This is a genomic window from Streptomyces sp. NPDC091289 (assembly GCF_044757365.1).
Taxonomy (GTDB): Bacteria; Actinomycetota; Actinomycetes; order Streptomycetales; family Streptomycetaceae; genus Streptomyces.
Genome location: NZ_JBIVUT010000023.1, coordinates 59,629 through 84,513 on the forward strand (window position 1 = coordinate 59,629; position 24,885 = coordinate 84,513).

Annotated in this window: 21 protein-coding genes and 2 pseudogenes; 4 read left to right on the top strand and 19 right to left on the bottom strand. The window is 72.1% G+C overall.

The genetic code is table 11. The features are described 5' to 3' along the window. Position 1: 1 nt before the first annotated feature. The 3 genes from ACIQPT_RS28230 to ACIQPT_RS28240 form a co-directional block, all read right to left on the bottom strand. Positions 2-1,306, bottom strand: coding sequence for an extracellular solute-binding protein (locus tag ACIQPT_RS28230; protein WP_401159816.1), 1,305 nt, complete (start codon positions 1,304-1,306; stop codon positions 2-4). Between the two features lie 269 nt (positions 1,307-1,575). After that, entirely contained in the window at positions 1,576-1,872 is a 297-nt protein-coding gene (locus ACIQPT_RS28235) for a DUF3039 domain-containing protein (RefSeq protein WP_006124925.1), read from the bottom strand. A 30-nt stretch (positions 1,873-1,902) separates the two neighbouring features. Further along, positions 1,903-2,463 (bottom strand): YqgE/AlgH family protein, encoded by a 561-nt coding sequence (locus ACIQPT_RS28240; RefSeq protein ID WP_401159818.1) that lies wholly within the window; start codon positions 2,461-2,463, stop codon positions 1,903-1,905. A 287-nt stretch (positions 2,464-2,750) separates the two neighbouring features. On the opposite strand from ACIQPT_RS28240, the gene murA reads away from it, so the two are divergent. Next, the gene (murA, locus tag ACIQPT_RS28245) at positions 2,751-4,091 is read left to right on the top strand and encodes a UDP-N-acetylglucosamine 1-carboxyvinyltransferase (protein WP_401159820.1); all 1,341 of its coding nucleotides are present in this window, start codon (positions 2,751-2,753) and stop codon (positions 4,089-4,091) included. A 72-nt stretch (positions 4,092-4,163) separates the two neighbouring features. Here murA and ACIQPT_RS28250 read toward each other — a convergent pair. Then, positions 4,164-4,649, bottom strand: a pseudogene (locus tag ACIQPT_RS28250) (helix-turn-helix transcriptional regulator); the annotation flags it as partial. Positions 4,650-4,816: 167 nt separating this feature from the next. Further along, a pseudogene (locus ACIQPT_RS28255) lies at positions 4,817-5,200 on the bottom strand (AraC family ligand binding domain-containing protein); the annotation flags it as partial. On the opposite strand from ACIQPT_RS28255, the gene ACIQPT_RS28260 reads away from it, so the two are divergent. Continuing rightward, on the top strand, positions 5,199-5,663 hold the full coding sequence (locus ACIQPT_RS28260; RefSeq protein ID WP_401159822.1) for a DUF2000 family protein: 465 nt from the start codon (positions 5,199-5,201) through the stop codon (positions 5,661-5,663). The pseudogene ACIQPT_RS28255 and the gene ACIQPT_RS28260 sit on opposite strands and share 2 nt — an antisense overlap. Positions 5,664-5,778: 115 nt before the next feature. On the opposite strand, the gene ACIQPT_RS28265 is transcribed toward ACIQPT_RS28260, so the two are convergent. The 6 genes from ACIQPT_RS28265 to ACIQPT_RS28290 form a co-directional block, all read right to left on the bottom strand. After that, positions 5,779-6,060: an HU family DNA-binding protein gene (locus tag ACIQPT_RS28265; protein ID WP_003968811.1), complete on the bottom strand. Its 282-nt coding sequence runs from the start codon at positions 6,058-6,060 to the stop codon at positions 5,779-5,781. Between the two features lie 376 nt (positions 6,061-6,436). After that, entirely contained in the window at positions 6,437-7,873 is a 1,437-nt protein-coding gene (locus tag ACIQPT_RS28270; RefSeq protein WP_401159824.1) for an NAD-dependent malic enzyme, read from the bottom strand. Between the two features lie 428 nt (positions 7,874-8,301). Beyond that, positions 8,302-10,683 carry a HelD family protein gene (locus ACIQPT_RS28275; protein ID WP_401159826.1) on the bottom strand — a complete coding sequence of 794 codons (2,382 nt, stop codon included), beginning with the start codon at positions 10,681-10,683 and terminating at the stop codon, positions 8,302-8,304. 131 nt (positions 10,684-10,814) lie between these two features. Beyond that, complete coding sequence (locus tag ACIQPT_RS28280; protein ID WP_401159828.1) at positions 10,815-11,852, bottom strand: anti-sigma factor family protein; 1,038 nt, start codon at positions 11,850-11,852, stop codon at positions 10,815-10,817. Continuing rightward, complete coding sequence (locus ACIQPT_RS28285; RefSeq protein ID WP_063739458.1) at positions 11,849-12,436, bottom strand: sigma-70 family RNA polymerase sigma factor; 588 nt, start codon at positions 12,434-12,436, stop codon at positions 11,849-11,851. Before ACIQPT_RS28285 ends, ACIQPT_RS28280 begins: the two co-directional genes overlap by 4 nt. 66 nt (positions 12,437-12,502) lie before the next feature. Then, positions 12,503-13,141: a CGNR zinc finger domain-containing protein gene (locus ACIQPT_RS28290; RefSeq protein WP_401159934.1), complete on the bottom strand. Its 639-nt coding sequence runs from the start codon at positions 13,139-13,141 to the stop codon at positions 12,503-12,505. A gap of 129 nt (positions 13,142-13,270) precedes the next feature. Here ACIQPT_RS28290 and ACIQPT_RS28295 point away from each other — a divergent pair, with 129 nt between their 5' ends. After that, complete coding sequence (locus ACIQPT_RS28295) at positions 13,271-13,894, top strand: GNAT family N-acetyltransferase (protein ID WP_401159831.1); 624 nt, start codon at positions 13,271-13,273, stop codon at positions 13,892-13,894. Here the strand turns inward: ACIQPT_RS28295 and ACIQPT_RS28300 are convergent. From ACIQPT_RS28300 to ACIQPT_RS28330, 7 genes are all read right to left on the bottom strand, one after another. Then, on the bottom strand, positions 13,827-14,390 hold the full coding sequence (locus ACIQPT_RS28300; protein ID WP_401159833.1) for a GNAT family N-acetyltransferase: 564 nt from the start codon (positions 14,388-14,390) through the stop codon (positions 13,827-13,829). The two genes, ACIQPT_RS28295 and ACIQPT_RS28300, sit on opposite strands and share 68 nt — an antisense overlap. A 52-nt stretch (positions 14,391-14,442) precedes the next feature. After that, a complete protein-coding gene (locus tag ACIQPT_RS28305; RefSeq protein WP_401159834.1) occupies positions 14,443-15,585 on the bottom strand; it encodes a uroporphyrinogen-III synthase in 1,143 nt (380 codons plus the stop codon). A gap of 216 nt (positions 15,586-15,801) precedes the next feature. After that, the gene (locus tag ACIQPT_RS28310; protein WP_401159836.1) at positions 15,802-17,133 is read right to left on the bottom strand and encodes a nitrate/nitrite transporter; all 1,332 of its coding nucleotides are present in this window, start codon (positions 17,131-17,133) and stop codon (positions 15,802-15,804) included. 156 nt (positions 17,134-17,289) lie between these two features. Continuing rightward, on the bottom strand, positions 17,290-18,498 hold the full coding sequence (locus ACIQPT_RS28315; protein WP_401159838.1) for an acyltransferase family protein: 1,209 nt from the start codon (positions 18,496-18,498) through the stop codon (positions 17,290-17,292). Beyond that, positions 18,495-20,648 carry a glycosyltransferase gene (locus ACIQPT_RS28320; RefSeq protein WP_401159840.1) on the bottom strand — a complete coding sequence of 718 codons (2,154 nt, stop codon included), beginning with the start codon at positions 20,646-20,648 and terminating at the stop codon, positions 18,495-18,497. The genes ACIQPT_RS28315 and ACIQPT_RS28320 overlap by 4 nt, the downstream gene beginning before the upstream one ends. Positions 20,649-20,726: 78 nt before the next feature. Then, positions 20,727-21,413, bottom strand: coding sequence for a hypothetical protein (locus ACIQPT_RS28325; RefSeq protein WP_401159842.1), 687 nt, complete (start codon positions 21,411-21,413; stop codon positions 20,727-20,729). 162 nt (positions 21,414-21,575) lie between these two features. Further along, the gene (locus ACIQPT_RS28330) at positions 21,576-22,547 is read right to left on the bottom strand and encodes a LysR family transcriptional regulator (RefSeq protein ID WP_401159844.1); all 972 of its coding nucleotides are present in this window, start codon (positions 22,545-22,547) and stop codon (positions 21,576-21,578) included. 102 nt (positions 22,548-22,649) lie between these two features. Here ACIQPT_RS28330 and ACIQPT_RS28335 point away from each other — a divergent pair, with 102 nt between their 5' ends. Next, the gene (locus tag ACIQPT_RS28335) at positions 22,650-24,077 is read left to right on the top strand and encodes an MFS transporter (protein ID WP_401159845.1); all 1,428 of its coding nucleotides are present in this window, start codon (positions 22,650-22,652) and stop codon (positions 24,075-24,077) included. Here ACIQPT_RS28335 and ACIQPT_RS28340 read toward each other — a convergent pair. Further along, a complete protein-coding gene (locus tag ACIQPT_RS28340; RefSeq protein ID WP_401159847.1) occupies positions 23,986-24,876 on the bottom strand; it encodes an ABC transporter ATP-binding protein in 891 nt (296 codons plus the stop codon). The two genes, ACIQPT_RS28335 and ACIQPT_RS28340, sit on opposite strands and share 92 nt — an antisense overlap. Positions 24,877-24,885: the final 9 nt, after the last annotated feature.

Here is a 24,885-nt window from a genome sequence, read left to right on the forward strand (position 1 = left end):
GTCAGCCCGCGTCGGTGAAGGCCGCGTCCATCTTCTTCGCCGCGTCGTCCGAGGCCCGCGCCACGTCCTTACGGCCGGAGACGATCTCCTGGAACATGTTCGGCAGGACCAGCGAGGCGTCGATCTGGCCCCAGGCGGGCGAGGCGGGGACGAACTTGGCGCCCGCGCCCAGGGTCTGGACGAACGGGGCGACGAAGGGCTGCTTCTTCGCGGCGTTGTCCAGGACGTCGGTGTAGGTGGGCAGGAAGCCCATCGCGTCGAACATCTGGGCCTGGGTCTTCTTGCCGCTCAGCGACTTCATCAGGTCGACGGCGAGGGTGCGGTGCGAACTGCTCTTGAGGACACCGAGGTTGTTGCCGCCCGCGAAGGCGGGGGCGATGGAGCCCTCGGCGATGCCGGGCAGCGGAACGACGGCGTACTTGCCCTTGACCGCGCCCGCCTCGACGGCCGCGTGGCTGAAGTCGCCGCCGATGGCCATGGCGGCCTTGCCGGAGGCGAAGGCGGTCACGGTGGCGTTGCCGCCCATGGAGGCGCACTTGGCGGCCGGGCAGTTGTCGTCGCCGAAGAGGGAGGTGTAGGCCTCGATGCCCTTGCGGGCCTTCTCGCTGTTGATGCCGGACTTGTACGCACCCCCGCTCTCGCCCGCGAGTTCGCCGCCGTGGGCCCAGATGAAGGGCATCGCGCCGTAGGTGTACGCGCCGCCGACGGCGAGTCCGTAGAGGTCGGGCTTGGCCTTGCGGACCTTCTTGGCGGTGGAGATCAGCTCGGCCTGGGACTTGGGGGCGTCGATGCCGAGGTCCTTGAAGACGTCGGTGCGGTAGTAGAGGGCCCGGACGCCGACGAAGAAGGGGGCGCCGTAGACCTTGTCGCCGACGGTGACGGACTGCTTGGCGATCGGGTCGGTGTCCTTGGCCTCGTCCCAGGCGCCGAACTCCTCGGTCACGTCCGCGAGTCCGCCGTCCTTGACGTATCCGGCGGTGTCGCTGTTGCCGTACTCGATGAGGTCCGGGGCGCTCTTGGGGTCGTTGAACGCCGCCTTGATGCGCTGGGCGCGGGTGTCGACGGGTATGTACTCGACCTCGACCTTCGCGCCCTTGTGGGCCTTCTCGAAGTCGGCGACGGCCGCGTCGACGACCTTCTCCTTGGGCTTGTTGCCGACCTCCTGGAAGAGCCAGACACGGAGTGTGCCGCTCTTCTCGTCACCCTTCGCACTGGTGTCGGAGGTCTGCGGCGCGCAGGCGGTGGCGGTGAGGCCGGCCAGCACAAGCGCCGCAGCCGGGGCGGCAATTCGGGCAGAAAGCTTCATCCGGAACCCCTACCGGTCATGCGTTGCATCATGTGCAACGTGCGTTTCGTTCTGCACAACTGGCAGGAGAGTAGATCCGCGTTCCGGAGACGACAAGTGGTCTCGACCACTCTGTGACCAGCGGATGCAGCCCGTGCAACGCGACGCCCCGGTCACCCTCCGTGAGCAGGCAGAGGGAGCCGGGCAGTGGGGCCTGGCATGGAGAAGGCCCCCGGGGCGCGCGGTGAACGCGCGCCCCGGGGGCCCGACAGCAAAGTGAGGGAGCGGACCTACTTCTTGTCCTTGCCGCCGCCCTTGCCCTTGTCCTTGTCGCCGCCGGCGCCCATGGACTCGTAGATCTCCTTGCACATGGGACAGACCGGGTACTTCTTGGGGTCGCGCCCCGGTACCCAGACCTTCCCGCACAGCGCGACCACGGGAGTGCCCTCCAGGGCGCTCGCCATGATCTTGTCCTTCTGGACGTAATGGGCGTAGCGCTCGTGGTCGCCGTCGCCCCTCGACACCTGCGGCGTCGGTTCGACGAGGGTCCCCGTACCTGCCCCGCGATCGGGCTCAAGAGTGCTCATAACCGCCAAGGGTACTGAAAGAGACGGGCATCAGTTGAGCGAAGGGTCGTCCGGATACGTGGCGATCATCGCGAGCTCGCTGCGCTGGCGGCGGAGCACCGCCCGCCAGAGCTGCTCGGGGCGCGGGGACGAGACGTCGCCGGGCTCCGACTCGACCACGAACCACGCGCCCTCGTTCAGCTCGCCCTCCAGTTGACCGGGGCCCCAGCCCGCGTATCCGGCGAAGATCCGCAGCGAGCCGAGGGCAGGGCCGAGCAGCTCCGGCGGGGTCTCCAGGTCGACCAGGCCGATCGCCCCGTGCACCCGCCGCCAGCCGAGCGGGCCCTCGTCGCCGGGGATCACCGCCACGCCGAGCGCGGAGTCCAGCGAGACCGGGCCGCCCTGGAAGACGACGTCCGGCTCACCGGTCAGGCCGGCCCAGGACGCGAGGATGTCACCGACGCCGACCGGGGTCGGGCGGTTGAGGACCACGCCGAGGGAGCCCTCCTCGTCGTGGTCGAGGAGCAGCACCACCGCGCGGTCGAAATTCGGGTCCGTGAGGGCGGGTGCGGCCACGAGCAGTCGCCCTGTGAGCGAGGACACCTCGGTCATGGCAGGAATGATCCCGCATCTTCGCCCTTCGCGGGGGCCGAGTGACCGTGATGCCGCCCTCAGGAGAGCGAGCGCAGCTCAGGGCGCACGGAGGCACGGGGAGCGCACCGGACGACGGGGGCGCGGTGGGCCATCCGGACGGTAACCCTCCGCAAGATCGGATGCGCGGAGGGTGTTGTGGCGGATTCATGACGTTCGTACACCCCCCTTCGCCTTACGGAAGGGGGGTAGGAGGCCATTACCCTTTTCGTTGGCCCCCTGCCCGACCACTCCGGAACGCGAGATACATGACCGGCACAGACGATGTCCTGCTTGTCCACGGCGGCACCCCGCTGGAGGGCGAGATCCGCGTCCGAGGCGCCAAGAACCTGGTGCCGAAGGCAATGGTCGCCGCGCTGCTCGGCAGCGGGCCCAGCCGTCTCCGCAATGTTCCCGACATCCGTGACGTACGGGTCGTCCGGGGACTGCTGCAGCTGCACGGCGTCACCGTCCGCCCCGGCGACGAGCCGGGCGAACTGATCCTCGACCCCTCGCACGTCGAGTCGGCGAACGTCGCCGACATCGACGCCCACGCGGGTTCGTCGCGCATCCCGATCCTTTTCTGCGGCCCGCTGCTGCACCGCCTCGGCCACGCCTTCATCCCGGGCCTGGGCGGCTGCGACATCGGCGGCCGGCCGATCGACTTCCACTTCGAGGTGCTGCGCCAGTTCGGCGCGACCATCGAGAAGCGGGCCGACGGCCAGTATCTGGAGGCCCCGCAGCGACTGCGCGGCACCAAGATCCGGCTGCCGTACCCCTCGGTGGGCTCCACCGAGCAGGTGCTGCTCACCGCGGTGCTCGCCGAGGGCGTCACCGAGCTGTCCAACGCGGCCGTCGAGCCGGAGATCGAGGACCTCATCTGCGTACTGCAGAAGATGGGCGCGATCATCTCCATGGACACCGACCGGACCATCCGGATCACCGGTGTCGACCAGCTCGACGGGTACACCCACCGGGCGATCCCGGACCGCCTGGAGGCGGCCTCCTGGGCGTCGGCGGCGCTGGCGACCGAGGGCAACATCTATGTGCGCGGCGCCCAGCAGCGCTCGATGATGACCTTCCTGAACACCTTCCGCCGGGTCGGCGGCGCCTTCGAGATCGACGACGAGGGCATCCGCTTCTGGCACCCGGGCGGCGCGCTCAACGCCATCGCGCTGGAGACGGACGTGCACCCCGGCTTCCAGACCGACTGGCAGCAGCCGCTGGTCGTGGCGCTGACGCAGGCCGCCGGCCTGTCGATCGTCCACGAGACGGTGTACGAGTCGCGGCTCGGCTTCACCTCCGCGCTCAACCAGATGGGTGCGCACATCCAGCTGTACCGCGAGTGCCTGGGCGGCTCCGACTGCCGCTTCGGCCAGCGCAACTTCCTGCACTCGGCGGTCGTCTCCGGACCGACCAAGCTGCAGGGCGCGGACCTGGTCATCCCGGACCTCCGGGGCGGCTTCTCGTATCTGATCGCGGCGCTGGCGGCGCAGGGCACCTCCCGGGTGCACGGCATCGACCTGATCAACCGCGGTTACGAGAACTTCATGGAGAAGCTGGAGAAGCTCGGCGCGAAGGTGGAGCTGCCGGGCGGTTCGCTCGTCTGACCCACCCGCGTGCCGCGACGGCCCGCACAGTGCTGCCGCACACAGCGCTGCGTACCCGGTGCCCCGGTCCCCTCACAGGGGGCCGGGGCGCCGTGCTGTTCCGGCGAACCGGCCCGGGGTGGTGCCCGCGATCCGCTTGAAGTGCCGGGTGAGGTGGGACTGGTCGTGGAAGCCCACGGCGGTCGCCGCCTCCCCGGGCGGCACCCCTTCGAGCAGCAGGCGGCGGGCCCGGTCGACCCGGCGGGACGTCAGGTACTGGTGCGGTGCGATGGCGTACGCCGCGCTGAACGCCCGTACGAGATGGGCGGGGTGCGCGTGGACCAGCCGGGCGGCCTCCGCCAGGGTGATGCCCTCGCCCAGCCGCTCGTCCAGGAGCTCGCGCAGGTCCCGGGCGACGCCCGGGGCGAGCGGCGGGCCCGCGGGGGCCCGAGCGGGGCGCAGGTGGCCCCTCAGCCGCTCCCCGATGAACGCCAGGCGGCTCTCGGCCTCCAGGGCGCCGTCCGGGTCCGCCAGGGCCGTGTGGAGCCGGCCGACGCGGGTGCGCAGCAGCGGGTCGGCAGGGCGTGGCCGGCGGGTCAGGACCGGATAGGCCGCGGCGTCTGGTGCGGTGCATCGCAAGGCGCTGGAACGTCCTCATCGCGGAGCGATTCGGGCGTTTCGGCAACGCCGCGAGGTGCCGTGCCAGGCGCCGCGGACCCGGTCCTGATCCGCCGGCCACGCCCTGGGTCGGGGGTGTCCACGGCGGGGCCGATGAGGCCCGCGTCGAGCTGCGTCATGTCCAGGTAGAGCACCCGTTTGCGGAAGCCGTCGGCGGTCGCGGGCGAACCGTTGTGCGGGACCTGCGGCGGCAGCAGGCTCACCGTGCCGTCCGGGGTGCCGCGCTCGTGGCGGTCCAGGTCGTAGCGGACGGCTCCGTCGTCGACGATCAGGAGCGTCCAGGCGTCGTGGACGTGCATGGGGTAGGCGTGCTCGGTGAAGCGGGCGTGGAAGACCTCCACGACGCCCGGGACCGCCGGACGCCAGGCGGCGACATCCTGGATCTCCTGCCGTGCGACCACGTTAAGAACGTACAAGACCCGGCCCGGGGCGACCGGCGAGTCTCGGACCATGAGAAACACGCACGAGACCGGCAGCGACACCACGACGACCGGGAGCGCACCCGTCCGCTTCGACACGAAGGTCGCGGTGCTGCTCCGCGACGACCTGGAGTCCTGGCAACGGCTGAATGTGACCGCCTTCCTGGTCAGCGGTCTGGGAACGGCGGCGCCGGAAGTGATCGGCGAGCCCTACGAGGACGCCGACTCCACCCCGTACCTGCCGATGATCCGGCAGCCGGTGCTGGTCTTCGAGGGATCGAAGGAGACGCTGACCGCGGCGCACGCCAAGGCGCTCTCCAGGTCCCTGACGACGGCCGTGTTCACCTCGGACCTGTTCGGTACGGGGAACGACCGGGACAACCGGGCGGCGGTACGGGCGGTGGGGCGGGACGCGCTCGATCTGGTGGGGCTGCTCGTGTACGGGCCCCGTAACGCCGTGGACAAGGCCCTCAAGGGCGCGCGGATGCATCCCTGACGTTCCTGGGCTGCTCCGGTGTACGGGCGCCCCAGCGGGGCGCATGTGCCCCTGGCATGCGCGAGGGCGGCCACCCCTGGTCGGGGGTGGCCGCCCTCTGTTGCGCCTTTGAGGGTTACTTACCCTTGGCGGCTTCCTTGAGCTTCGAGCCCGCGGAGACCTTCACGCTGTAGCCGGCGGGGATGTTGATCGGGTCGCCGGTCTGCGGGTTGCGAGCGGTGCGAGCGGCACGGTGGGTGCGCTCGAAGGTCAGGAAGCCGGGGATGGTGACCTTCTCGTCGCCCTTGGCGACAATCTCACCGACGGTCTCGGCGAGCGCGGCCAGCACGGCGTCGGCGTCCTTGCGAGTCACCTCGGCGCGGTCGGCCAGGGCGGCCACCAGCTCACTGCGGTTCATGTTGTTACTCCCGTGTTCTTCTTGCCTGTGAGGCGTGAGATCGAAGCCGATGCTGCCAGGGCCCTCTGACAGTCCCCGGACCCGGGTCTGATGTCAGACCCTCTCGCCCGATTACGCATCCTGCCCCCACCAGCGGCGGGAAAGCCAATCCGGAACCCTTCGGGGTCGATGAAAAGCGCCACGGTTTGCTCGTGGTGACGCTCCGTCGACTTGGCCGAGCGGTCCGCAGCGGATGCCGGGCCCCGCAGGGCCCACTGCCCGCCCACCCTAAAGGGGCGTTTGGGGCGCCGCGACCCGCGACGCGCCGTACGGCACGGGCGGGTGCGGCCCGGGGTGTCCCGCGGATACCCCTTGCGGGGCCCCCGAAACGGTGGGGTCAGACGGAGGTGGCGGTGGCCGATCCGGGGCCGGCGGCGGCCTTCGCGGCGGCCCGGACGGCTCCGGCGACCGCGCCCGCCACCTTGTCGTTGAAGACCGAGGGGATGATGTAGTTCGCGTTGATCTCGTCCTCGGCGACCACATCGGCCAGCGCGCCGGCCGCGGCGAGCATCATCTCCGTGTTGACGGTGCGGGACTGAGCGTCCAGCAGACCGCGGAAAACACCCGGGAAGACCAGCACGTTGTTGATCTGGTTGGGGAAGTCGGAGCGGCCGGTGGCGACGACCGCGGCCGTCTGACGGGCGATCGCGGGGTCGACCTCGGGGTCCGGGTTCGCGAGCGCGAACACGATCGCACCGTCCGCCATCGCGGCGACGTCGTCGCCGTTCAGGACGTTCGGGGCGGAGACGCCGATGAAGACGTCGGCGCCGACGACGGCCTGCTTGAGGGTGCCGGTGACGCCCTCGGGGTTGGTGTTGTCGGCGATCCAGCGCAGCGGCGAGTCCGGGTCGGCGGCGACCAGGTCCTCGCGTCCGGCGTGCACGACACCGTGGATGTCGGCGACGACGGCGTGCTTGACGCCCGCGGCGATGAGCAGCTTCAGGATGGCCGTACCGGCCGCTCCCGCACCGGACATGACGACCCGTACGTCCCCGATGCCCTTGCCCACCACGCGCAGCGCGTTGGTGAGGGAGGCCAGGACGACGATCGCGGTGCCGTGCTGGTCGTCGTGGAAGACGGGGATGTCGAGGGCCTCGCGCAGCCGGGCCTCGATCTCGAAGCAGCGCGGCGCGGAGATGTCCTCCAGGTTGATGCCCGCGAAGCCGGGGGCGATGGCCTTGACGATCTCGACGATGGCGTCGGTGTCCTGGGTGTCCAGGCAGATCGGCCAGGCGTCGATGCCCGCGAAGCGCTTGAAGAGGGCCGCCTTGCCCTCCATGACGGGCAGCGCGGCCATCGGGCCGATGTTGCCGAGGCCGAGCACCGCGGAGCCGTCCGTCACAACTGCGACGGAGTTGCGCTTGATGGTGAGGCGGCGCGCGTCCTCGGGGTTCTCGGCGATGGCCATGCAGACCCGGGCGACGCCGGGGGTGTAGATCATCGACAGGTCGTCACGGTTGCGGATGGGGTGCTTGGACGCCATCTCGATCTTGCCGCCGAGGTGCATGAGGAACGTACGGTCGGAGACCTTACCCAGCACGACGCCCTCGATGTCGCGCAGACCTTCGACGATCTCGTCCGCGTGCGAGGTGGAAGTGGCGGCGATGGTGACGTCGATCCGCAGCTTCTCGTGGCCGGAAGCGGTCACGTCGAGGCCGGTGACCGAGCCCCCGGAGGACTCCACGGCCGTGGTGAGCTGGGAGACCGCGGTGCCGCTCGCGGGCACCTCCAGCCTGACCGTCATCGAGTACGAGACGCTGGGCGCCGTTGCCATGGCCGAGTCCTTCGCTTTCCTTAGCTTCATTGCCGCGCAACCGGAACCCTCGTTCCGGTCACGCTTCCCGATCGTCGCACCTACCGACTGGTAGCCGGTAATGACTGCCGCCTTTCGGAAAGTAGTTTCCACCATACGAGAAACTACCCGTTCGGCGGAACCCCCAAGGGGACCCGAACCCGGCCGGGCGACCCGTGAAACAAGAACAGACCCGCGCCACCAGCAGGTGACGCGGGTCTGTCCGGTTCTTCACTTGGGTGGCACCGACCCGCCATGCTCGCCTCGCGGCAAGTGGTCGCTCGAAGCGACGAAGGTTGGGCCCGGGGGCTTGGATCGAGTCGGTGCCAGTACCAAGGTAACAAACACCCCCGAGAAGTGATTCCCGTGCGACAGGTTGACTCGCGGAACCCTCCCCGACCGGCTGTACGTCAGTCCCTCAGCAGGTCCGGCACCCCGTCCTCGTCCGGCAGATCCCGCTCCCCCGAGACCACCGTGAGCTGCTGCGTCGCCCGGGTGAGCGCCACGTACAGCACCCGCAGACCGGCCGGGGACTCGTCCGCGATCTCCGCGGGCGAGACGACCACCGTGGCGTCGTACTCCAGCCCCTTGGCCTCCAGGCTGCCCAGCGCCACGACCCGCTCCCCCAGCTCCGCGAGCCATGCGCGGGCCTGGGCGCGCCGGTTCATCGCCACGACCACACCGACCGTGCCGTCCACCTCCGCGAGCAGCCTGGCGGCCTCCTCGCGGACCGTGGCGGCCAGGTCCTCGTCGCGCACCGGCTCGAAGCGGGGCACCACCCCGGTCGAGCGGACCGCCGCCGGGGACTCCATGCCGGGCATCGCCAGCGCCAGCACCTTCGCGGCCAGCTCCGCGATCTCCGCCGGGTTGCGGTAGTTGACGGTGAGGGTGAAGCGGCGGCGCGGCCGGGAGCCGAGCGCCTCGTCCCGGGCGGCGCCCGCCTCGTCCGGGTCGGACCAGGAGGACTGGGCCGGGTCGCCGACGATCGTCCAGGTGGCGTGCCGGCCCCGGCGGCCGACCATGCGCCACTGCATCGGGGTGAGGTCCTGCGCCTCGTCGACGATGACGTGGGCGTATTCGGTGCGCTCCGCCGCGAGCCGCTCGGCCCGCTCCCACTGGGTCTCCTCGCGCTGCGGCATCAGCTCCTCCAGACCCGAGAGCTGGTCCAGCGGGTCCGCCTCACGCCGGCGCTTCGGCCGGTTCGGGGTGCCCAGCAGCGCCTGGAGCTCGTCCAGGAGCGCCACGTCGTGGACGGAGAGCGGACCGTTGCCGTCCGCGTCCAGACGCTTCAGGGAGCGGGCCAGCCGGCGCACCTCGCCCTGGTTGAGGATGCGCCGGGACCAGCGGCCCAGACGCCGTTCGTCGGCCATCGCGGCCAGCACCCGGCGCGGCGTCAGTTCGGGCCACCAGGCGTCGAGGAACTCCAGGAACGGGGTCTCGGTGGAGACGTCCTCGTCGAACGACGAGCGCAGCTCCGCCACCAGCTGGGGGTCGGTGTACCGGCCGCGTCCGGAGGACCTGTTCCACAGGGCGTCCAGCAGCAGCTTGCGGGCGCGCGGGCGCAGCAGGTTGACCGGGGCGGTGCCGCCCAGGGCGTTGTGCCGGATACGCCGGAGCTCGTCGGCCTCCAGCTCCACCCGGGCCCCGAAGGCGACGACACGCAGCCGGTCGGGGGGCGTCGCGGCACCGCCCTGTTCCGGCTCGTCGCCGAAGGAGAGCTGGCCGTGCTCCTCACGTGGTGCCGCGGGCCGGCCCTGTTCCAGCGCGCCCCGGGCGGCCTTGCGCAGCACGTGGAGCATCCGGGAGGAGCCCTTGATCCGGGCCACGGCCGGTTCGTCGTACGTCGTCGCGCCCTGGAGGCCCGCCGCGTCGTCGGACAGCGAGCCGACCGCGCGGATCGCGACCTGGCCCTCCTCGCCGAGCGAGGGCAGCACCCCTTCGGTGTACGCGACCAGGAGCGGGGTGGGCGAGACGACCAGGATGCCGCCCGCGTACCGCCGCCGGTCCTGGTAGAGCAGATACGCCGCCCGGTGCAGGGCGACCGCGGTCTTGCCGGTGCCGGGGCCGCCGGTGACCTCGGTGACGGAGGCGGCGGGGGCCCGGATGACCAGGTCCTGTTCGGCCTGGATGGAGGAGACGATGTCCCGCATGGTGTGGCTGCGGGCCTGGCCGAGCGCCGCCATCAGCGCGCCGTCCCCGATCACCGGCAGCTTCTCGCCGTCCAGGAACGCCGTCAGCTCCGGGCGCATCAGGTCGTCCTCGACCCCGAGGACCTTGCGGCCCTTGGAGCGGATGACCCGGCGGCGTACGACGCGGCCGGGCTCCTTCGGGGTCGAGCGGTAGAACGGGGCGGCGGCCGGGGCCCGCCAGTCGATGACCAGCGGGGCGTAGTCGGAGTCCAGGACCCCGATCCGGCCGATGTGGAGCGTTTCGGCGATATCGGCGGTGGCGTCCTCCCGGACGGTGTCGTCGGCCGGTTCGACGGAGGTGTACGCGCCGTCCGGGCCGCGCTCCCCGTCCTTGCCGAGCAGCAGATCGATCCGCCCGAACAGGAAGTCCTCGAACTCGCTGTTCAGCCGATTGAGGTGGATCCCCGCCCGGAACACCTGGGCGTCCCGCTCCGCGAGCGCGCCGGGGGTACCGACCTGGCCGCGCTTCACGGCGTCGTTCATAAGGAATTCCGCCTCGTCGATCTTCTCTTCGAGGCGGTGATAAACACGGTCGAGATGCTCCTGCTCGACACCGATTTCCCGGTCCCGCAGCGATTCGACAGCGGCATCCTGCGCGGCCACCGAGGCCCCCTTCGTCACAGCACTGGGCAGCCGTCAACCCTATGCGAACGGGGGCCCGAGCGCACCTGCCGCCCGGATCCCGATCGCGCGTCGTACCGGGTGGGGCGCAGGGGAGCGCGGTGGGGCGCGGTTCAGGCCCCGATCTCCACCAGCCGCTCCCCGTCGAAGGTCCGCACCTCGAAGCGGTCGATGTCCTTCCGGTCCATCGCCGCGCCGCCGTGCACGTACAGCGGGGCCTTCGCCGTCGGGTTCGTGGCGCCCTCGATGCCGTACCCCCACTGCGGGACGGACCAGGAGGTGACGACCTCCTCCTCACCGGTCTTGGAGACGGCGACCAGATTGCACTTCTGCGGTCCCTTGACGTTCTTCAGCTCCAGGACCGTGTGGGTGCCCCAGGCCTTCTCCTCCATGCCGACGGTCGCGCCGACCCGGGTGGTGGGGTCGGTCGCGGAGACCTTCTCCGTCATGTGCTCGAAGAAGGCGTCCTCGGCCGGGCTGGTGGGATGCGGGTCGTTCGCGGCCACCGAGCCGCCGCCGCGGTCGTCGCCCGCGGTGACCGCGAAGGCGGCGACCGGGCCGCCGATGATCAGGGCGGCGGCCGCGGCGACCAGATACCGGCTGCGCCGGGTGCGGCGGTGCCGCTTGTGCGCGACCTCGTCCATCAGCCCGCCGAGCAGCCGGGGCGCGGGCCGCTCCGGCACGTGCGGCACGGGACGGGCCCCGGGCACGGCGGCGGGCGACTCGGAGAGCATCGCGAGCATGGGCTCCATCGCGGCGAACTCGTCGAGATGCGCGGCGCACCGGGCGCAGCCCGCGAGGTGCGCCTCGAAGGCGCTCGCCTGCGCGTCGTCGAGGATGCCGAGGACGTACGCGGCGGCCGCGTCGTGCTCGGGCCCTTCGGGAGGCACCCCGAACGGCTCGCCCCGGCCGGAGGGACCACCGGGGCCACCAGGACCGGAGGGACCGCCAGGACCGGAGGGGCCACCGGGGCCTGAGGGACCACCGGGGCCGCCGGGGCGTGCGGGGCCCGTGCCGTGGCCGGAGCCGGGGAGGTGCGCGGGCCCTGAGGGGTGTGCAGGACCCGCGGTATACGGGGGACTCGAGGGACCGGACGGCGTGCGGGGGCCGGGAGGCCGGGGCCCGAACGGCTGCCACTGCTGGTCGCTCATGCCGTGATCCCCCTCTCTTCGAGTGCGAGCTTCATCGAACGGAGTGCGTAGAACACCCGGGACCGCACGGTCCCGCTGGGGACGCCGAGCACTTCGGCGGCCTCATTGACCGTACGTCCCTTGAAGTAGGTCTCGACCAATGCTTCCCGGTGCGCGGGGGTCAAATCTTCGAGCGCGTCCGAGAGCGTCATCAGCCACAGCGCCTTGTCGATCTCGTCCTCCGCGGGAATGACCTCCAGCGGCGACGGATCCACCTCGCGCGGCCGGGCCTGCCGGCTGCGGTGGTTGTCGATGACGATGCGCCGGGCGACCGTCACCAGCCAGGGTCGGACGGAGCCGGTGGCCCGGTTGAGCCGGCCGGCGTTCTTCCAGGCACGGATGAGCGTCTCCTGCACCACGTCCTCGGCCCGCTGGCGGTCGCCCGCGACGAGTCGGAGCACGTACGCGAGCAGCGGCCCGGCATGTTCGCGGTACAGCGCCCGCATCAGTTCCTCGTCCGGTATCCCGGAGGGGGACGGGGGCGGCTCACTGCGATGTCGTGCCCTGTGCGGACGGTCATCGGCCACGGCCGCATCCTTGCGCACCCGAACCTCCCGGTCGAGACCTCTGAAACGAGCTCTTCGACCATCGATACGGGGGCAGGGGCCGGTTCATTCAACGCCGGGCGGAATTTCTTTCTCCGGACCGCACGCGTCGGGTGCGCCCAGGGTCCTGCGCCGGTGCCGGGCGACCCGCTCCCGGTTGCCGCAGACCTCGCCGGAGCACCAGCGCCGCCGCCCGCCGCGCGAGGTGTCCAGGTAGAGCCGGTGGCAGGCCTCGCCCTGGCAGCGGCGCAGGGCCGCCCGCGCGACCGGGTCGGTGAGCAGGTCCACCGCGTCCCGGGCGACGACCGCGAGGAGCCCCGCGCAGTCGGGCGCGGTGCTCAGGGCCCGCACCAGGCCGCCGTCGGCTCCGCGCACCGCGCGGGGGCCCGGAGGCGCCCCGGCCGCCAGGGAGTTGAGCCGCTCCAGCGCTCCGTCGGCCTCGGGGCCGCCGAGCTGAGCGATCATCAGGCGACTGACGGAGGAGCGCAGTTCGTGGAAGCGGACCACCCAGGTGTCGTCCAGTGCCGTCAGTTCGGTGCCCGGCGGGACGAGCCGGGCGGCGGTCAGCCACTGGGCCAGGTGCGCGGTCCCGTCGAGCTGTTCGCAGGTCCCGGGCACCCCGCCCGCACGTTCCGTGGCCACCAGGTCGAGACAGATCCGGCCCGCGTCGAACCGCCACATCCGCGCACCCCTGCCCGCTGCCATGCTCACGCTCACCGCCTTGGGTCACCCGGTGGAACGACCCTCCCCAGAGTGCTCCTGTCGAGGCCCGGCCGGAACCCCTGCCGCCGCCCCCGTACCGTGACAGCCATGGGGTACGAGGGGGAGGTACGTATGGACCCGTACGACGGGAGCACCGTGATCGGCTCCGAAGGGTTGCGGCTGCGCCGGTGGCGCGAGGAGGATCTGCCGGCGCTGCTGCGCGCGTACGACGATCCGGCGATGCGGCGCTGGCTGGACACCCAGGTCTCCGGAGCGGAGGGGGCAACCCGCTGGCTGGAGACCCGGCGTACGGAGTGGGCGGCGGGCACCCGCTTCGCCTTCGCCGTGACAGAGAGCGGGCGGGACGGCGAACCGCTCGGCAACATCGTGCTGAAGCGGCCGGATCCGGCGAACGACTGCGCAGAGGTGGGCTATTGGACAACGGCACCGGCGCGCGGCCGGGGCGTGGCGCCACGGGCGCTGGCGGCGCTGACCGACTGGGCGTTCGCGTCGTTCGGCGAACAGGGCCTGAAACGGCTGGAGTTGCTGCATCAGGTGGACAACGAGGCCTCGTGCCGGGTGGCGGAGAAGTGCGGGTACGCGCTGGCGCGGGTGATCCCGGCACTGCCGCCCGCCTATCCGCTGGACGGCCATGTGCATATGCGTGAGGCTCCGGCAGCAGCGGCGCTCAGCCGGCCGGCGGGTCGTCGTGGAGAAGCCGCTGGAACAGGTGGTGGTCGCGCCAGCGGGCGTTGATGTGCAGATAGCCGGGTGCGGTGCCGATCCGCTCGAACCCGGCCTTGGTGAGCACCCGTTGGGACGCGGCGTTCTCGGTGACGGTGGCCGCCTCGACGCGGTGCAGGCCCAGCAGGTCGCGGGCCGCCTCGCCGACCGCGCGGACGGCGGCGGTGGCCAGTCCGCGTCCGGTGTGGCCCTCGTCGACCCAGTAGCCGAGGCGGGCGTTGCGGAAGGGGCCCTTCTCCACGCCGGAGAGCGTGAAGGCGCCGATCACCCGGTCGTCGGCGTCCGCGAGCACCCAGGGCATGGCCCGCCCGGCGTCCCGGTCGGCCAGCAGCGCGGTGAGCCGGGCGGCCTGGCCCTCGACGGTGTAGAAGGTCTCGGGGCGTACGGGTTCCCAGCGGCGCATGTACGCGCGGTTGCGGGTGAGGGTCGCGGCGAAGGAGGGCGCGTCGGTGAGCGCGGCGGGCCGGAAGGCCACGTCCGGGGCGAGTAGATGGAGGTGATCGTTCATCCGGTCACGCTAACCGGGGCGTTCCGGCTCCCGCGTACGGGGCCCCGGGCGGTCAGCGGCCGTACTTCGTGTCCGCCGACGGGTCCAGCGCCAGCCGGTAGCCGCGCTTGACGACCGTCTGGATCAGCCGGGGCACGCCCAGCGCCGTGCGCAGCCGGGCCATCGCCGTCTCCACCGCGTGCTCGTCGGTGCCGCTGCCGGGCAGCGCCCGCAGCAGCTCGGCGCGGGCCACCACCCAGCCGGGGCGGCGGGCCAGCGCGTGCAGGAGGGCCATGCCCGCGGGCGGCACCGCGCGGAGCTCGTCGTCGACGAGGACGGCGTGGCCCCGGATCTCGACCCGGTGGCCGGCGACGGGCAGGACGCGGGCGGCGAGCGGGAGGCGGGCGCACATCAGCTGGACGAGGGGGCCGAGCCGGAAGCGTTCCGGCTGGAGGGTGGTGATGCCCCGGGCCTGGAGCGGGAGGGCGGTGACCGGTCCGACGCAGGCGACCAGCACGTCGTCGCGCAGGGCGCCGAGGATCTCGGGCAGCAGTCCGCGGGTCTCGGCGCGGCCCAGGAACGAGACGGCGGCGGGGGCGCTGGTGAAGGTGATCGCGTCCAGGCCCCGGGCGGCGGTGACGTCGATCATCCGGTCGAGCGGGGCGATGTCCTGCGGCGGCATCCAGCGGTAGACGGGGACGACGACGACGTCGGCGCCCGCGGCCGTCAGGGACTCGACGAAGCCGGGCAGCGGTTCGCCGTGCAGCTGGAGGGCGACGCGCCGTCCTTCGACGCCTTCGGTGAGGAGCCGGTCGAGGACCTCGGCCATCGATTCGGACCCGGGCGACCAGGTCTCGGTCAGCCCGGCGGCCCGGATGGCGCCCTTGACCTTGGGGCCCCTGGCGAGGAGTTCGACCCCGCTCAGCGTCTTCAGGAGGGCATCGCCGATGCCCCAGCCGTCGGCCGCCTCGATCCAGCCGCGGAAGCCGATCGCGGTGGTGGCGACCGCGATGTCGGGGGCGTGGCCGATCAGTTCCTTGGTGGCGGCGAGGAGTTCGCTGTCGTCGGCGAGCTGCACGATCCGCAGGGCGGGGGCGTGCAGCACGGCGGCCCCGCGGCGTTTGAGGAGGGCGCCGAGCTCCTCGGCGCGACGGGCGGCGGTCACCCCGACGGTGAAGCCCGCGAGGGGGCCGTGCGTTGTGTCGTCGTCCTGCATGGCGTGTTCCCCGGCTCCTGTGTTCCCGCTGGTACGCGATGGTTCCCGCTGGTACGCGATGGTTCCCGCTGGTACGCGATGTGCGGAGGCCCGAGCCTGCCAACGGTGCGTGACAGGCTCGGTTCCCCCGTATTTCCCGGCCGTTACGTCACATGACGCCGGGGTGTCGTCCCATGGATCCCTTGGATCCCTCGTGCACCTCTGCTCAAGCCCCGCTCACACCTCCGCATAGCCGAGCCGGGCCCGCGCGGCCACGGGGGCCGGGCGGCGAAGGTATACCGCCCAGGTGAGGGTGAGACACACCCCGTAGAAGGCGAGGAAGGACCAGAAGGCCGCGGTTCCGGTGCCGGAAGTCTGGAAGGACTGGCGGAAGGCGAGGTTGATGGCCAGTCCGCCGAGCGCGCCGACGGCCCCGATGAGGCCCATGGCCGCGCCGGAGAGCCGCCGTCCGTGGGCGGCGGCCGCCTCGCCGTCGAGGCCCCGGGCCAGCGCCTTGGTGTGGAAGATGCCGGGGATCATCTTGTACGTCGATCCGTTGCCGAGGCCCGTCAGGACGAACAGGGCGGTGAAGCCGGTGAGGAAGACGGGCAGCGAGGCGCTCCCCGAGGCCTGGATGACGACACCGGTGGCGGCGGCCATCGCGGCGAAGGTGGCCAGGGTGATCCGCGCGCCGCCGTACCGGTCGGCGAGCCGGCCCCCGACGGGCCGGATCAGGGAGCCCAGCAGCGGGCCGATGAAGGTGAGCGAGGCGGCCTGGAGCGGGGTCCGGCCGAACTGGGTCTGGAGCACCAGGCCGAAGGCGAAGCTGTAGCCGATGAACGAGCCGAAGGTGCCGATGTAGAGGACCGACATGATCCAGGTGTGCGGGTCGCGGACGGCCTCCAGCGCGGCCCCGGTGTCGTTCTTCACCGGCCGGAGGTTGTCCATGTACAGGGCGGCGCACACCGCGGCCACGACGATCAGCGGGATGTACACGCCGAGGACGATCCGGGGGTGCGAGGCGCCCAGCGTGCCGATGACGAGCAGGCCGATGAGCTGGACGACGGGGACGCCGACGTTGCCGCCGCCCGCGTTCAGGCCGAGTGCCCAGCCCTTCCTGCGCAGCGGGAAGAAGGCGTTGATGTTGGTCATCGACGAGGCGAAGTTGCCGCCGCCGATCCCGGTGAGCGCCGCGACCACGACGAAGGTGGCGTACGAGGTGCCGGGCTCCATCACCCAGAACGCGGCCAGGGTCGGGACGAGCAGGCTCACCGCGCTGAAGACCGTCCAGTTGCGGCCGCCGAACCGGGCGACGGCGAAGGTGTACGGCACCCGCACCAGCGCGCCGACGAGGGTGGCGGTCGAGATGAGGAAGAACTTCCCGGCCGGGTCGATGCCGTACTCCGGTCCCATGAACAGGACCATCACCGACCAGAGCGTCCAGACGGAGAATCCGATGTGCTCGGAGAGCACGGAGAACCACAGGTTGCGGCGGGCGACGCGTTCGCCCTTCTCCCGCCAGAACGTCTCGTCCTCCGGCTCCCAGGTCTCGATCCAGCGGCCTGCCATCACGCGCCTCCACAGGGGGTCGGGGTGGTGTCCCCGTCGCTCCGGGGTGTGGTCCCGACGCTAGGGAGCCCGCGTTTCGGCGTGGTGCCGCGAGGTGACCGGTGCGCAACCTTGCTCTCACCGGGCCGTTCCCGGCCCGGTGAGATGCGGTGTCCGCTACCGCCTGCCGTCCGGCCAGAGCTGCGGCCGGCGCTTCGCGGCGACGTCCTCGGCCCAGCCGAAGGCGAGGACGCAGAGCGCGATGAGGGCCCAGGTGATCAGCAGGACGGGCACCCAGCTCTCCAGCAGCCAGGGCACGTTCTCGCTGAGGGCGTCCACCGACCAGAGCCGGTCGTAGAGGGTGGCGGCGGTCAGGATGCAGACGTTGTGCCAGAGGTAGACGGTCACGGCCCGCGAGTTGAGCAGGGTGACCGGCCGGTCGAAGGCCCGCAGCCGCCGGGGCCACTCGGTCCAGGACGGGCTGTAGTGCAGCAGGAGCAGGACGCAGCCGAAGGACCACAGCGCCTGGGCGAGCGGGATGGAGTCCAGGTCGAAACCGGCGCGGAACCCTTCCTGGCTCGCCCACCACAGGCCCGCGCCCGCGAAGAGCGGGGCGATCGACGGGACGACGTAGGCGGGCAGCCGCTTCAGGACGCCCTCCTGGTGGGCCATGCCGAGGACCCAGCAGGCGCCGAAGGTGGAGAAGTCGGTGATCGCGGAGTCGAGCCGGTCGGTGGTGGAGAACAGGTCCAGCCGCATGACGACGGCGAGCGCGAGCGGCGCGAGCAGCGTCGGCCAGGGCAGTCTGCGCAGCCCCCGCAGGATCAGCGGCGAGAACAGCACGAACCACAGGTAGGCCCGGATGTACCAGAGCGGCCCGGCCAGCTCCTCGGGCCAGCTCGCCCCGAGGATTCCGTCGATGCCCGCCACGTCGGTGGCGTACGGCGGATCGCTGAGCGGCAGCACCCAGTACGCCAGGTGCTGCCACCACCAGCCGGGGTGGCCCTCGGCGTCCGGTCCCCAGCCCTGGGCGAGCATGCCGGTGACGCCGATCGCGCCGAGCAGCCACAGCGGCGGCAGGAGCCGGCGGACGCGGCCCCGGATCACCTGGACGGCGGGCCGCTTCAGCGAGCGCGCCATCAGCGTCCCGGCCAGGGCGAACATGACGCCCATGGAGGGGAAGAGGATGGGCAGCCAGGCCCAGCCGGTCAGGTGGTAGAGGACGACCCGGAAGAGGGCGAGGGCCCGCAGCAGGTCGAAGTACCGGTCGCGGGCGGGCTTTACGGGCGCTGCCGGCTGTACGGGGGCGGGCGGCGGCGGGACCGCGCGGTCCGGGCCGTCCGGGCCGTCCGGGGCGTCGGCCCTCGGCAGGAGCGGGGCGGTCATACGAGGGGCCTCCGGTCCGTGCTGTCGCCGCTGACGGGCCCGGCTTCGGGGGCCGGTCGCGGGCGCTGGGCGGACGAGCCGCCCGGGGCCTCCACCGCGCCGGTGCGGCGCAGCTTCTGCCAGCGCAGCCGGCCGCCGGTGAGCGCGGTGATCCAGGACTGGAGCAGCACGACGTACATGAGCTGGCGGTAGAGGATCTGCTGGAGCGGCAGCGAGATCAGATGGACCATGCGCTCCTTGTCCAGCCGGAACGCGTAGGCGGCGCACACCGCCTGGACCACCAGGACGCCGAACCAGGCGGCGACGGTCTTGCCGGTCGGGCCGAAGACCAGCCCGTACAGCAGGAACACGTCGATCAGCGGCGCGAGCAGCGGGGCGACGACCATGAAGAGGGAGACGAACGGCAGTCCGACCCGGCCGAAGCGGCCCGAAGGTCCGCGTTCGATGACCGCGCGGCGGTGCTTCCAGATGGCCTGCATGGTGCCGTACGACCACCGGTAGCGCTGCGACCACAACTGCTGCACGGACTCCGGGGCCTCGGTCCAGGCGCGGGCGTTCTCCGCGTAGACCACGCGCCAGCCGTCCCGGTGCAGGGCCATCGTGACGTCGGTGTCCTCGGCGAGGGTGTCCTCGCTCATCCCGCCGACCCGTTCCAGGGCCTCGCGGCGGAAGGCTCCGACGGCCCCGGGGATGGTGGGCATGCAGCCCAGCACGTCGTACATCCGACGGTCCAGGTTGAAGCCCATCACGTACTCGATGTGCTGCCAGGCGCCGATGAGGGAGTCGCGGTTGCCGACCTTGGCGTTGCCCGCGACGGCTCCGACCCGGGGGTCGCCGAAGGGCTGGACCAGCTCGCGGACGGTGGCCGGTTCGAAGACGGTGTCGCCGTCCATCATCACGACGATGTCGTAACGGGCGTGCCGGATGCCGTTGTTGAGGGCGGCGGGTTTACCCGCGTTCTGCTGGCGCACCACCCGTACGCGGGGCAGCCGCATGGCCTCGACGAGGTCGGCGGTGCCGTCGGTGGAGCCGTCGTCGATGACGATGATCTCGATCGGGTGCTCGCTCGCGACGAGGGAGCGCACGGTGGCCTCGATGCACTCCCGTTCGTTGTACGCGGGGACGAGGACGGAGACCGGGCGGGTGACGGGCGCGCCCCAGCTGAAGTTCCTGCGGCGGACCTTGCGGGCGTGCAGGAAGGAGAGCAGCAGCATCAGCCCGAAGCGGGCCAGGACCAGGACGCCGATCACGGCGAGCCCGACGACCAGGACGCCGGTGATCCGCTCGGACACGGCGACGGCGGAGACGAACGCCTTGCCCTTCCACAGCGCGAACCCGGTGACCGGGGTGTGCGCGCTGGGGGCGTCGAGCGCGGTGGTGAGGCGGGTGAAGGTGTAGCCCTGCTTCTTGAGGTCGGGCAGCAGGGTGTCGAGCGCGGCGACGGTCTGCGAGCGGTCACCGCCGGAGTCGTGCATCAGGACGATGGCGCCCTTGCCGTCCTTCGGCGTGGCCCGCTCGACGATGGCCTGGACCCCGGGGCGCTTCCAGTCCTCGCTGTCGGTGTCGTTGACGACGGTGAGGTAGCCGCGGCTGCCGATGTACTCCGTGACCGGCCAGGACTTGTTGTCCATGGCGTCCGAGAAGGAGGAGTACGGCGGCCGGAAGATCGAGGTGCGGATGCCGGCCGCGCCCGCCAGCGCCAGCTGGTTCTGCGACAGCTCCCAGTCGATGCGGCTGGTGGACTGGTAGGAGAGGTCGGGGTGGTTGAAGGTGTGCAGGCCGATCTCGTGGCCCTCGGCGACCATCCGCCCGACCAGCCCGGGGTAGCGGGCGGCCATGTTGCCGGTGACGAAGAAGACGCCGTGGGCGTCGTACTCCTTCAGCTTGTCGAGCACCTTGGGCGTCCACACCGGGTCCGGGCCGTCGTCGAAGGTGAGGACGATCCGGCGGTCGGGTATGCGCAGGGTCTGGGCGTCACCGGAGCGGGCGTCGATGACGGGCCCGCCGGTGAGGACGTCCTTCGGCACCTGGGTGGTGCGGTCGGCGTCGCGGACCCGGTGGTCGGCGAGGATCTCGCTGTGCACGTATCCGCGCAGCATCAGCATCGCGAGCAGGGCGACGAGAAACGTCGTCGGCAGGAGGTAGCGCATGGGGAGCCTGAGCCGGCTCCGGCCACGTGGCGCTTTCCTCTTTCCGCCGTTCCTGCCCCGCGTGGCGGGGGTGTTCATTTACGGGGCGCTCTCTTCTTGCACCGGCGGGTCGGGATTCTCGGCGGGAGGCGTCGTCGGGTCGGACGGCTCGGGCTCGGGGGACGGCGTGGGGTCGACCGGCGGTTTGGCGGTCGAGGTCGTGGGGGCCGGCTTCGTGGCGCCGCCCCCGCCGCCCGCGCCGCCACCGGTGGTGCTGGGCGGGGCCGCCGACGTGGACGCGGAGGGGCTGCCCGCCGATCCGGCGGGCACGAGCACGGAGGTGGCCGACGGAGTGGCGCCCCCGGGGGTGCCGGACGCGTCGGCCGCCGCGGAACCGGAGGCGCTGGGCCCCGGCTCCGGGGTGTCGTCGGACGGGTCGCCGGCGGCCTCGCCGGGTACGGGGACCTCCTCGACCTGCTCCGCCTGCGCCTCCTCCTTGGGATCGGACAGGGGCAGCCAGGGGGCGCTGGAGTTTCCGCCGAGGACGGCGAAGACCAGCGTCACGGCGTAGGCGGCACAGACCGTGGCCAGGACCCAGCCGAGGCGTCGGAAGGTCTTGCCGCGGCGGCCGCTCTCGTCGACGAAGACGGGGCCGTCGGAGCCGTCCGGCGGGGCGGGTTCGCCGGGCAGTTCGGCGAGTTGACGGCCCAGCCCGTCGAGCTGGATCGTCGCGTCGTTGGGCTCATGCGTATGCCCGGTTCTCTTGCCTTCGCGCCAATTGTCCACAGGTGCGGCCCATCCCCCACTCAAAGAATCAGGCGCATCGAATTTGACTGGTTCTTTACTGTTGGATCGGGTCCCCACCCGTCCACGAACCAGGCGTTCATGCACCCGGACGATGAATGTAGCGCACGACATTGACGCCCAAGTGCCGCTGATCGGAGTTGATCAGGAACGGTTGCGCATCAGTGACAGATCCCCTTCGGGAAGCCAGCATCCGGACGGCGGGACCAACCAGCTCTCGGCAAGGGCCAACTGGTCAGTAGCGTTCCGCAAGGCGTCTACGCCCGGATGGTTCAGACCCGTGCGCCAGACCAGCGCCAGCGGCGAAAGCGGAACGGGATCGACGAGCGGGCGCAGCACCGTCCCGGGCAGCGGCGGGAAGTCGACCACGGCGAGCACAGGGTGTCCCGCCTTCGAGATGACCCGCTGGAATTCGGCCACACCCACGGCGAGCGGAACGGGCGGGGCCATGGTGATGCCCCACTCGGCGAACAGCGACGCGGCGAGATCGGTCCACTCCCGTGTCCGCTCGTTGCCCGCCCCCGCGTAGACGGTCTCTCCGGACAGTTCGGCCAGGGCGACGACCTCCCGCGCGGCGAGAGGATGAGAGACGGGCAGCATCAGGGCCATCGGCTCGTACCGCACGGGGTGCACGGAAAGACCCGCGCGCACCGCGGGGGCCAGCCCGGCGGCCCGGCCGAACGAGGCGTCGAGCCGGCCGGCCAGGATCTCGGCGGCGGCCCAGGTGAGCCCGGACTCGAAGCGGGCCATCAGCTCGCACTCCGGCAGCAGCTCGCGGGCCCGCGCCAGCACCCGGGCGGCGGTCGCCCCGTCGCTGTTCAGGTCGACGAGCAGCGGCCTGGCGGGCGCGCCGCTGAAGGCCCCGGCCAGTTCGGCGTGCGCGTCGAGCACCCGCCGGGCGTACGGCAGCAGCCGTTCGCCGTCCGGGGTGAGCGTGACCTGCCGGGTCGTGCGGACGAACAGCTCCGCGCCGAGCGCCCGCTCCAGCCGCCGGACGTCCCGGCTCAGCGCCTGCTGCGCGACGAAGAGGCGGGCGGCGGCCCGGGTGAAGTGCAGATCCTCGGCGACGGCGAGGAAGGCGCGCAGGAGACGGGGGTCGGTGTCGGCGGGAGGCACGGCGTGAATCTACCGCGCGGGGCACGATTCACAACGCAGTCGCGTGAATCGGTGGGGAAGAAGTGTTGGACCCGGAGGGCGGGGCACGGCCAGCCTGGCCGTATGCCGATATCCCCCGTCGTCCGCCCGGAGACCGCTGCCCGGGCGGTCCCGTCCCGCCCTGCCGTCCCGGCCCGACCGGCCCCGTCCGGCCGCCCGGTCAGGGCCGATCCGCCACCGCACGTCTCCTCTCCCCTGTTCACCGCCGTCGGCGGCCAGTTGGTCGCCGCCCCGCGCTCCGCGCCCGCGAGCACCGGGCGGCGGCGGTCCCGGTCGGCCAACCCGTACGTCCGGCTGCTGTCGACCCCCGGGTCCCGGGCGTTCACGGCGGGCAATCTGATCGCCCGGCTGCCGATGGGGATGCTCGGCGTCAGCGCGATCATCATGATCGCCGGGTCCCGGGGCTCGTACGCCCTGGCCGGGGCCGTCACCGCGACGGGCCTGGCGGCGACGGCGGTCGTCGCGCCCTTCACCGCCCGGCTCGTCGACCGCTTCGGGCAGGCGCGCGTCGCGGTGCCCGCCACCGCGCTCGCCGTGCTGGGCTCGCTGGCCCTGGTGCTCTGCGTACGCTACGACGCCCCGGCCTGGACGCTGTTCGCCGCGTACGCCGCGACCGCGACGACCCCGAACACCGGCGGGATGTCGCGGGCCCGCTGGGCACATCTGCACCGGGGCGATCCGGCGGCCCTGCACACCGCGAACTCCTTCGAGCAGGCCGCCGACGAGCTGTGCTTCATGCTGGGCCCGGTGCTGGCCGCGACGCTCTGCGGGACGCTGTTCCCGGAGGCGGGCACGGTGGTGGGGGCGGCGCTCCTGATGACCGGCGTCCTGATCTTCGCCGCCCAGCGCGCCACGGAGCCGCCCGTCACCCCCCGTACGAAGACCGTGGCCTCGCCCCTGCGCACACCGGGGATGCCCGCGCTGCTGGCGGTCTTCCTCGCCACGGGGGCGGTGTTCGGGGCGCTGGAGGTGGTCTCCATCGCGCATGCCGGGGGCGCGATCCTGGCGCTCCAGGCGGCGGGGTCGGGGGCCGCGGGCCTGGTCTACGGTTCGCTGCGGCCCGCCCGGGACGTCCGCCTCAGGCTGTTGCTGTGCCTGGCCGGGATGACGACCCTGATGTCCCTGCCGCTGCTGGCCGCCGCCGGGTCGGCCTCGCTGCCGGTCCTGGCGCTCTGCCTGCTGCTGGCGGGGGCGGCGACCGCGCCGACCATGGTCACGGGCATGACGCTGGTCCAGCGGGCCACCCGCCCGGAGCAGTTGAACGAGGGCATGACGCTCTCGGTGACCGCGCTGCTGGGCGGGGTCGCGGCCGGGGCGGCGGCCGGCGGCTGGCTGATCGAGCACGCGGGCACGGTCTCCGGCTACGCGGCCCCGATGTCCGCGGCGGCCCTCGCCCTGGTCATCGCGGGAGCGGGGACGTGGACAGGGGCGAGGACAGGGACAGGGACGGGGACGGGGACGGCTCGGCGGCGAGCGAGCCGAGCGGTATGACGAGGGGGCTGTGCGAGACGGGATCCTCGATGACCCGGCAGGGCAGCGCGAAGACGTCCTCGACCAGTTCCTCGGTGATCAGCTCGGCGGGCGGACCCTCCGCGACGACGGCCCCGTCCTTCATCGCGATGACATGGGTGCCGTAGCGGGCGGCCTGGTTCAGGTCGTGCAGGACGGCGACGAGCGTGCGGCCCTCCCGGTTGAGCCGCCGGAACAGCTCCAGCAGCTCGATCTGGTGGGCGATGTCGAGGAAGGTCGTCGGCTCGTCGAGCAGCAGCAGCGGCGTCTCCTGGGCCAGCACCATCGCCACCCAGACCCGCTGGCGCTGCCCGCCGGACAGCTCGTCGACCGGCCGCCCGGAGAGCTCGGCGACGCTGGTCTCCTCCATCGCCCGGACGACCGCCTCCTCGTCCTCCCTCGACCACTGCTTGATCAGCTTCTGGTGCGGGTGGCGGCCGCGCGCGATCAGGTCGGCGACGGTGATGCCGTCGGGGGCGAGCGAGGTCTGCGGCAGCAGGCCCAGCCTGCGGGCCACTTCCTTGGACTTGTACGAGGTGATGGCCCGGCCGTCCAGGATCACCTGCCCGGTGCTGGGGCGCAGCAGTTTCGACAGGCCGCGCAGGAGCGTCGACTTGCCGCAGGCGTTCGGGCCGACGATCACGGTGAAGGATCCGTCGGGGATCTCCACGGAGAGATTCCGCGCGATGGTGCGGCGGTCGTAGCCGATGGTGATGTCGTCGGCCCGCAGCCGGGCGTGGGAAGCGGTCCCGGCCACGGGTGCGTCATGGAGCTGGGTCATGGCAGGCAG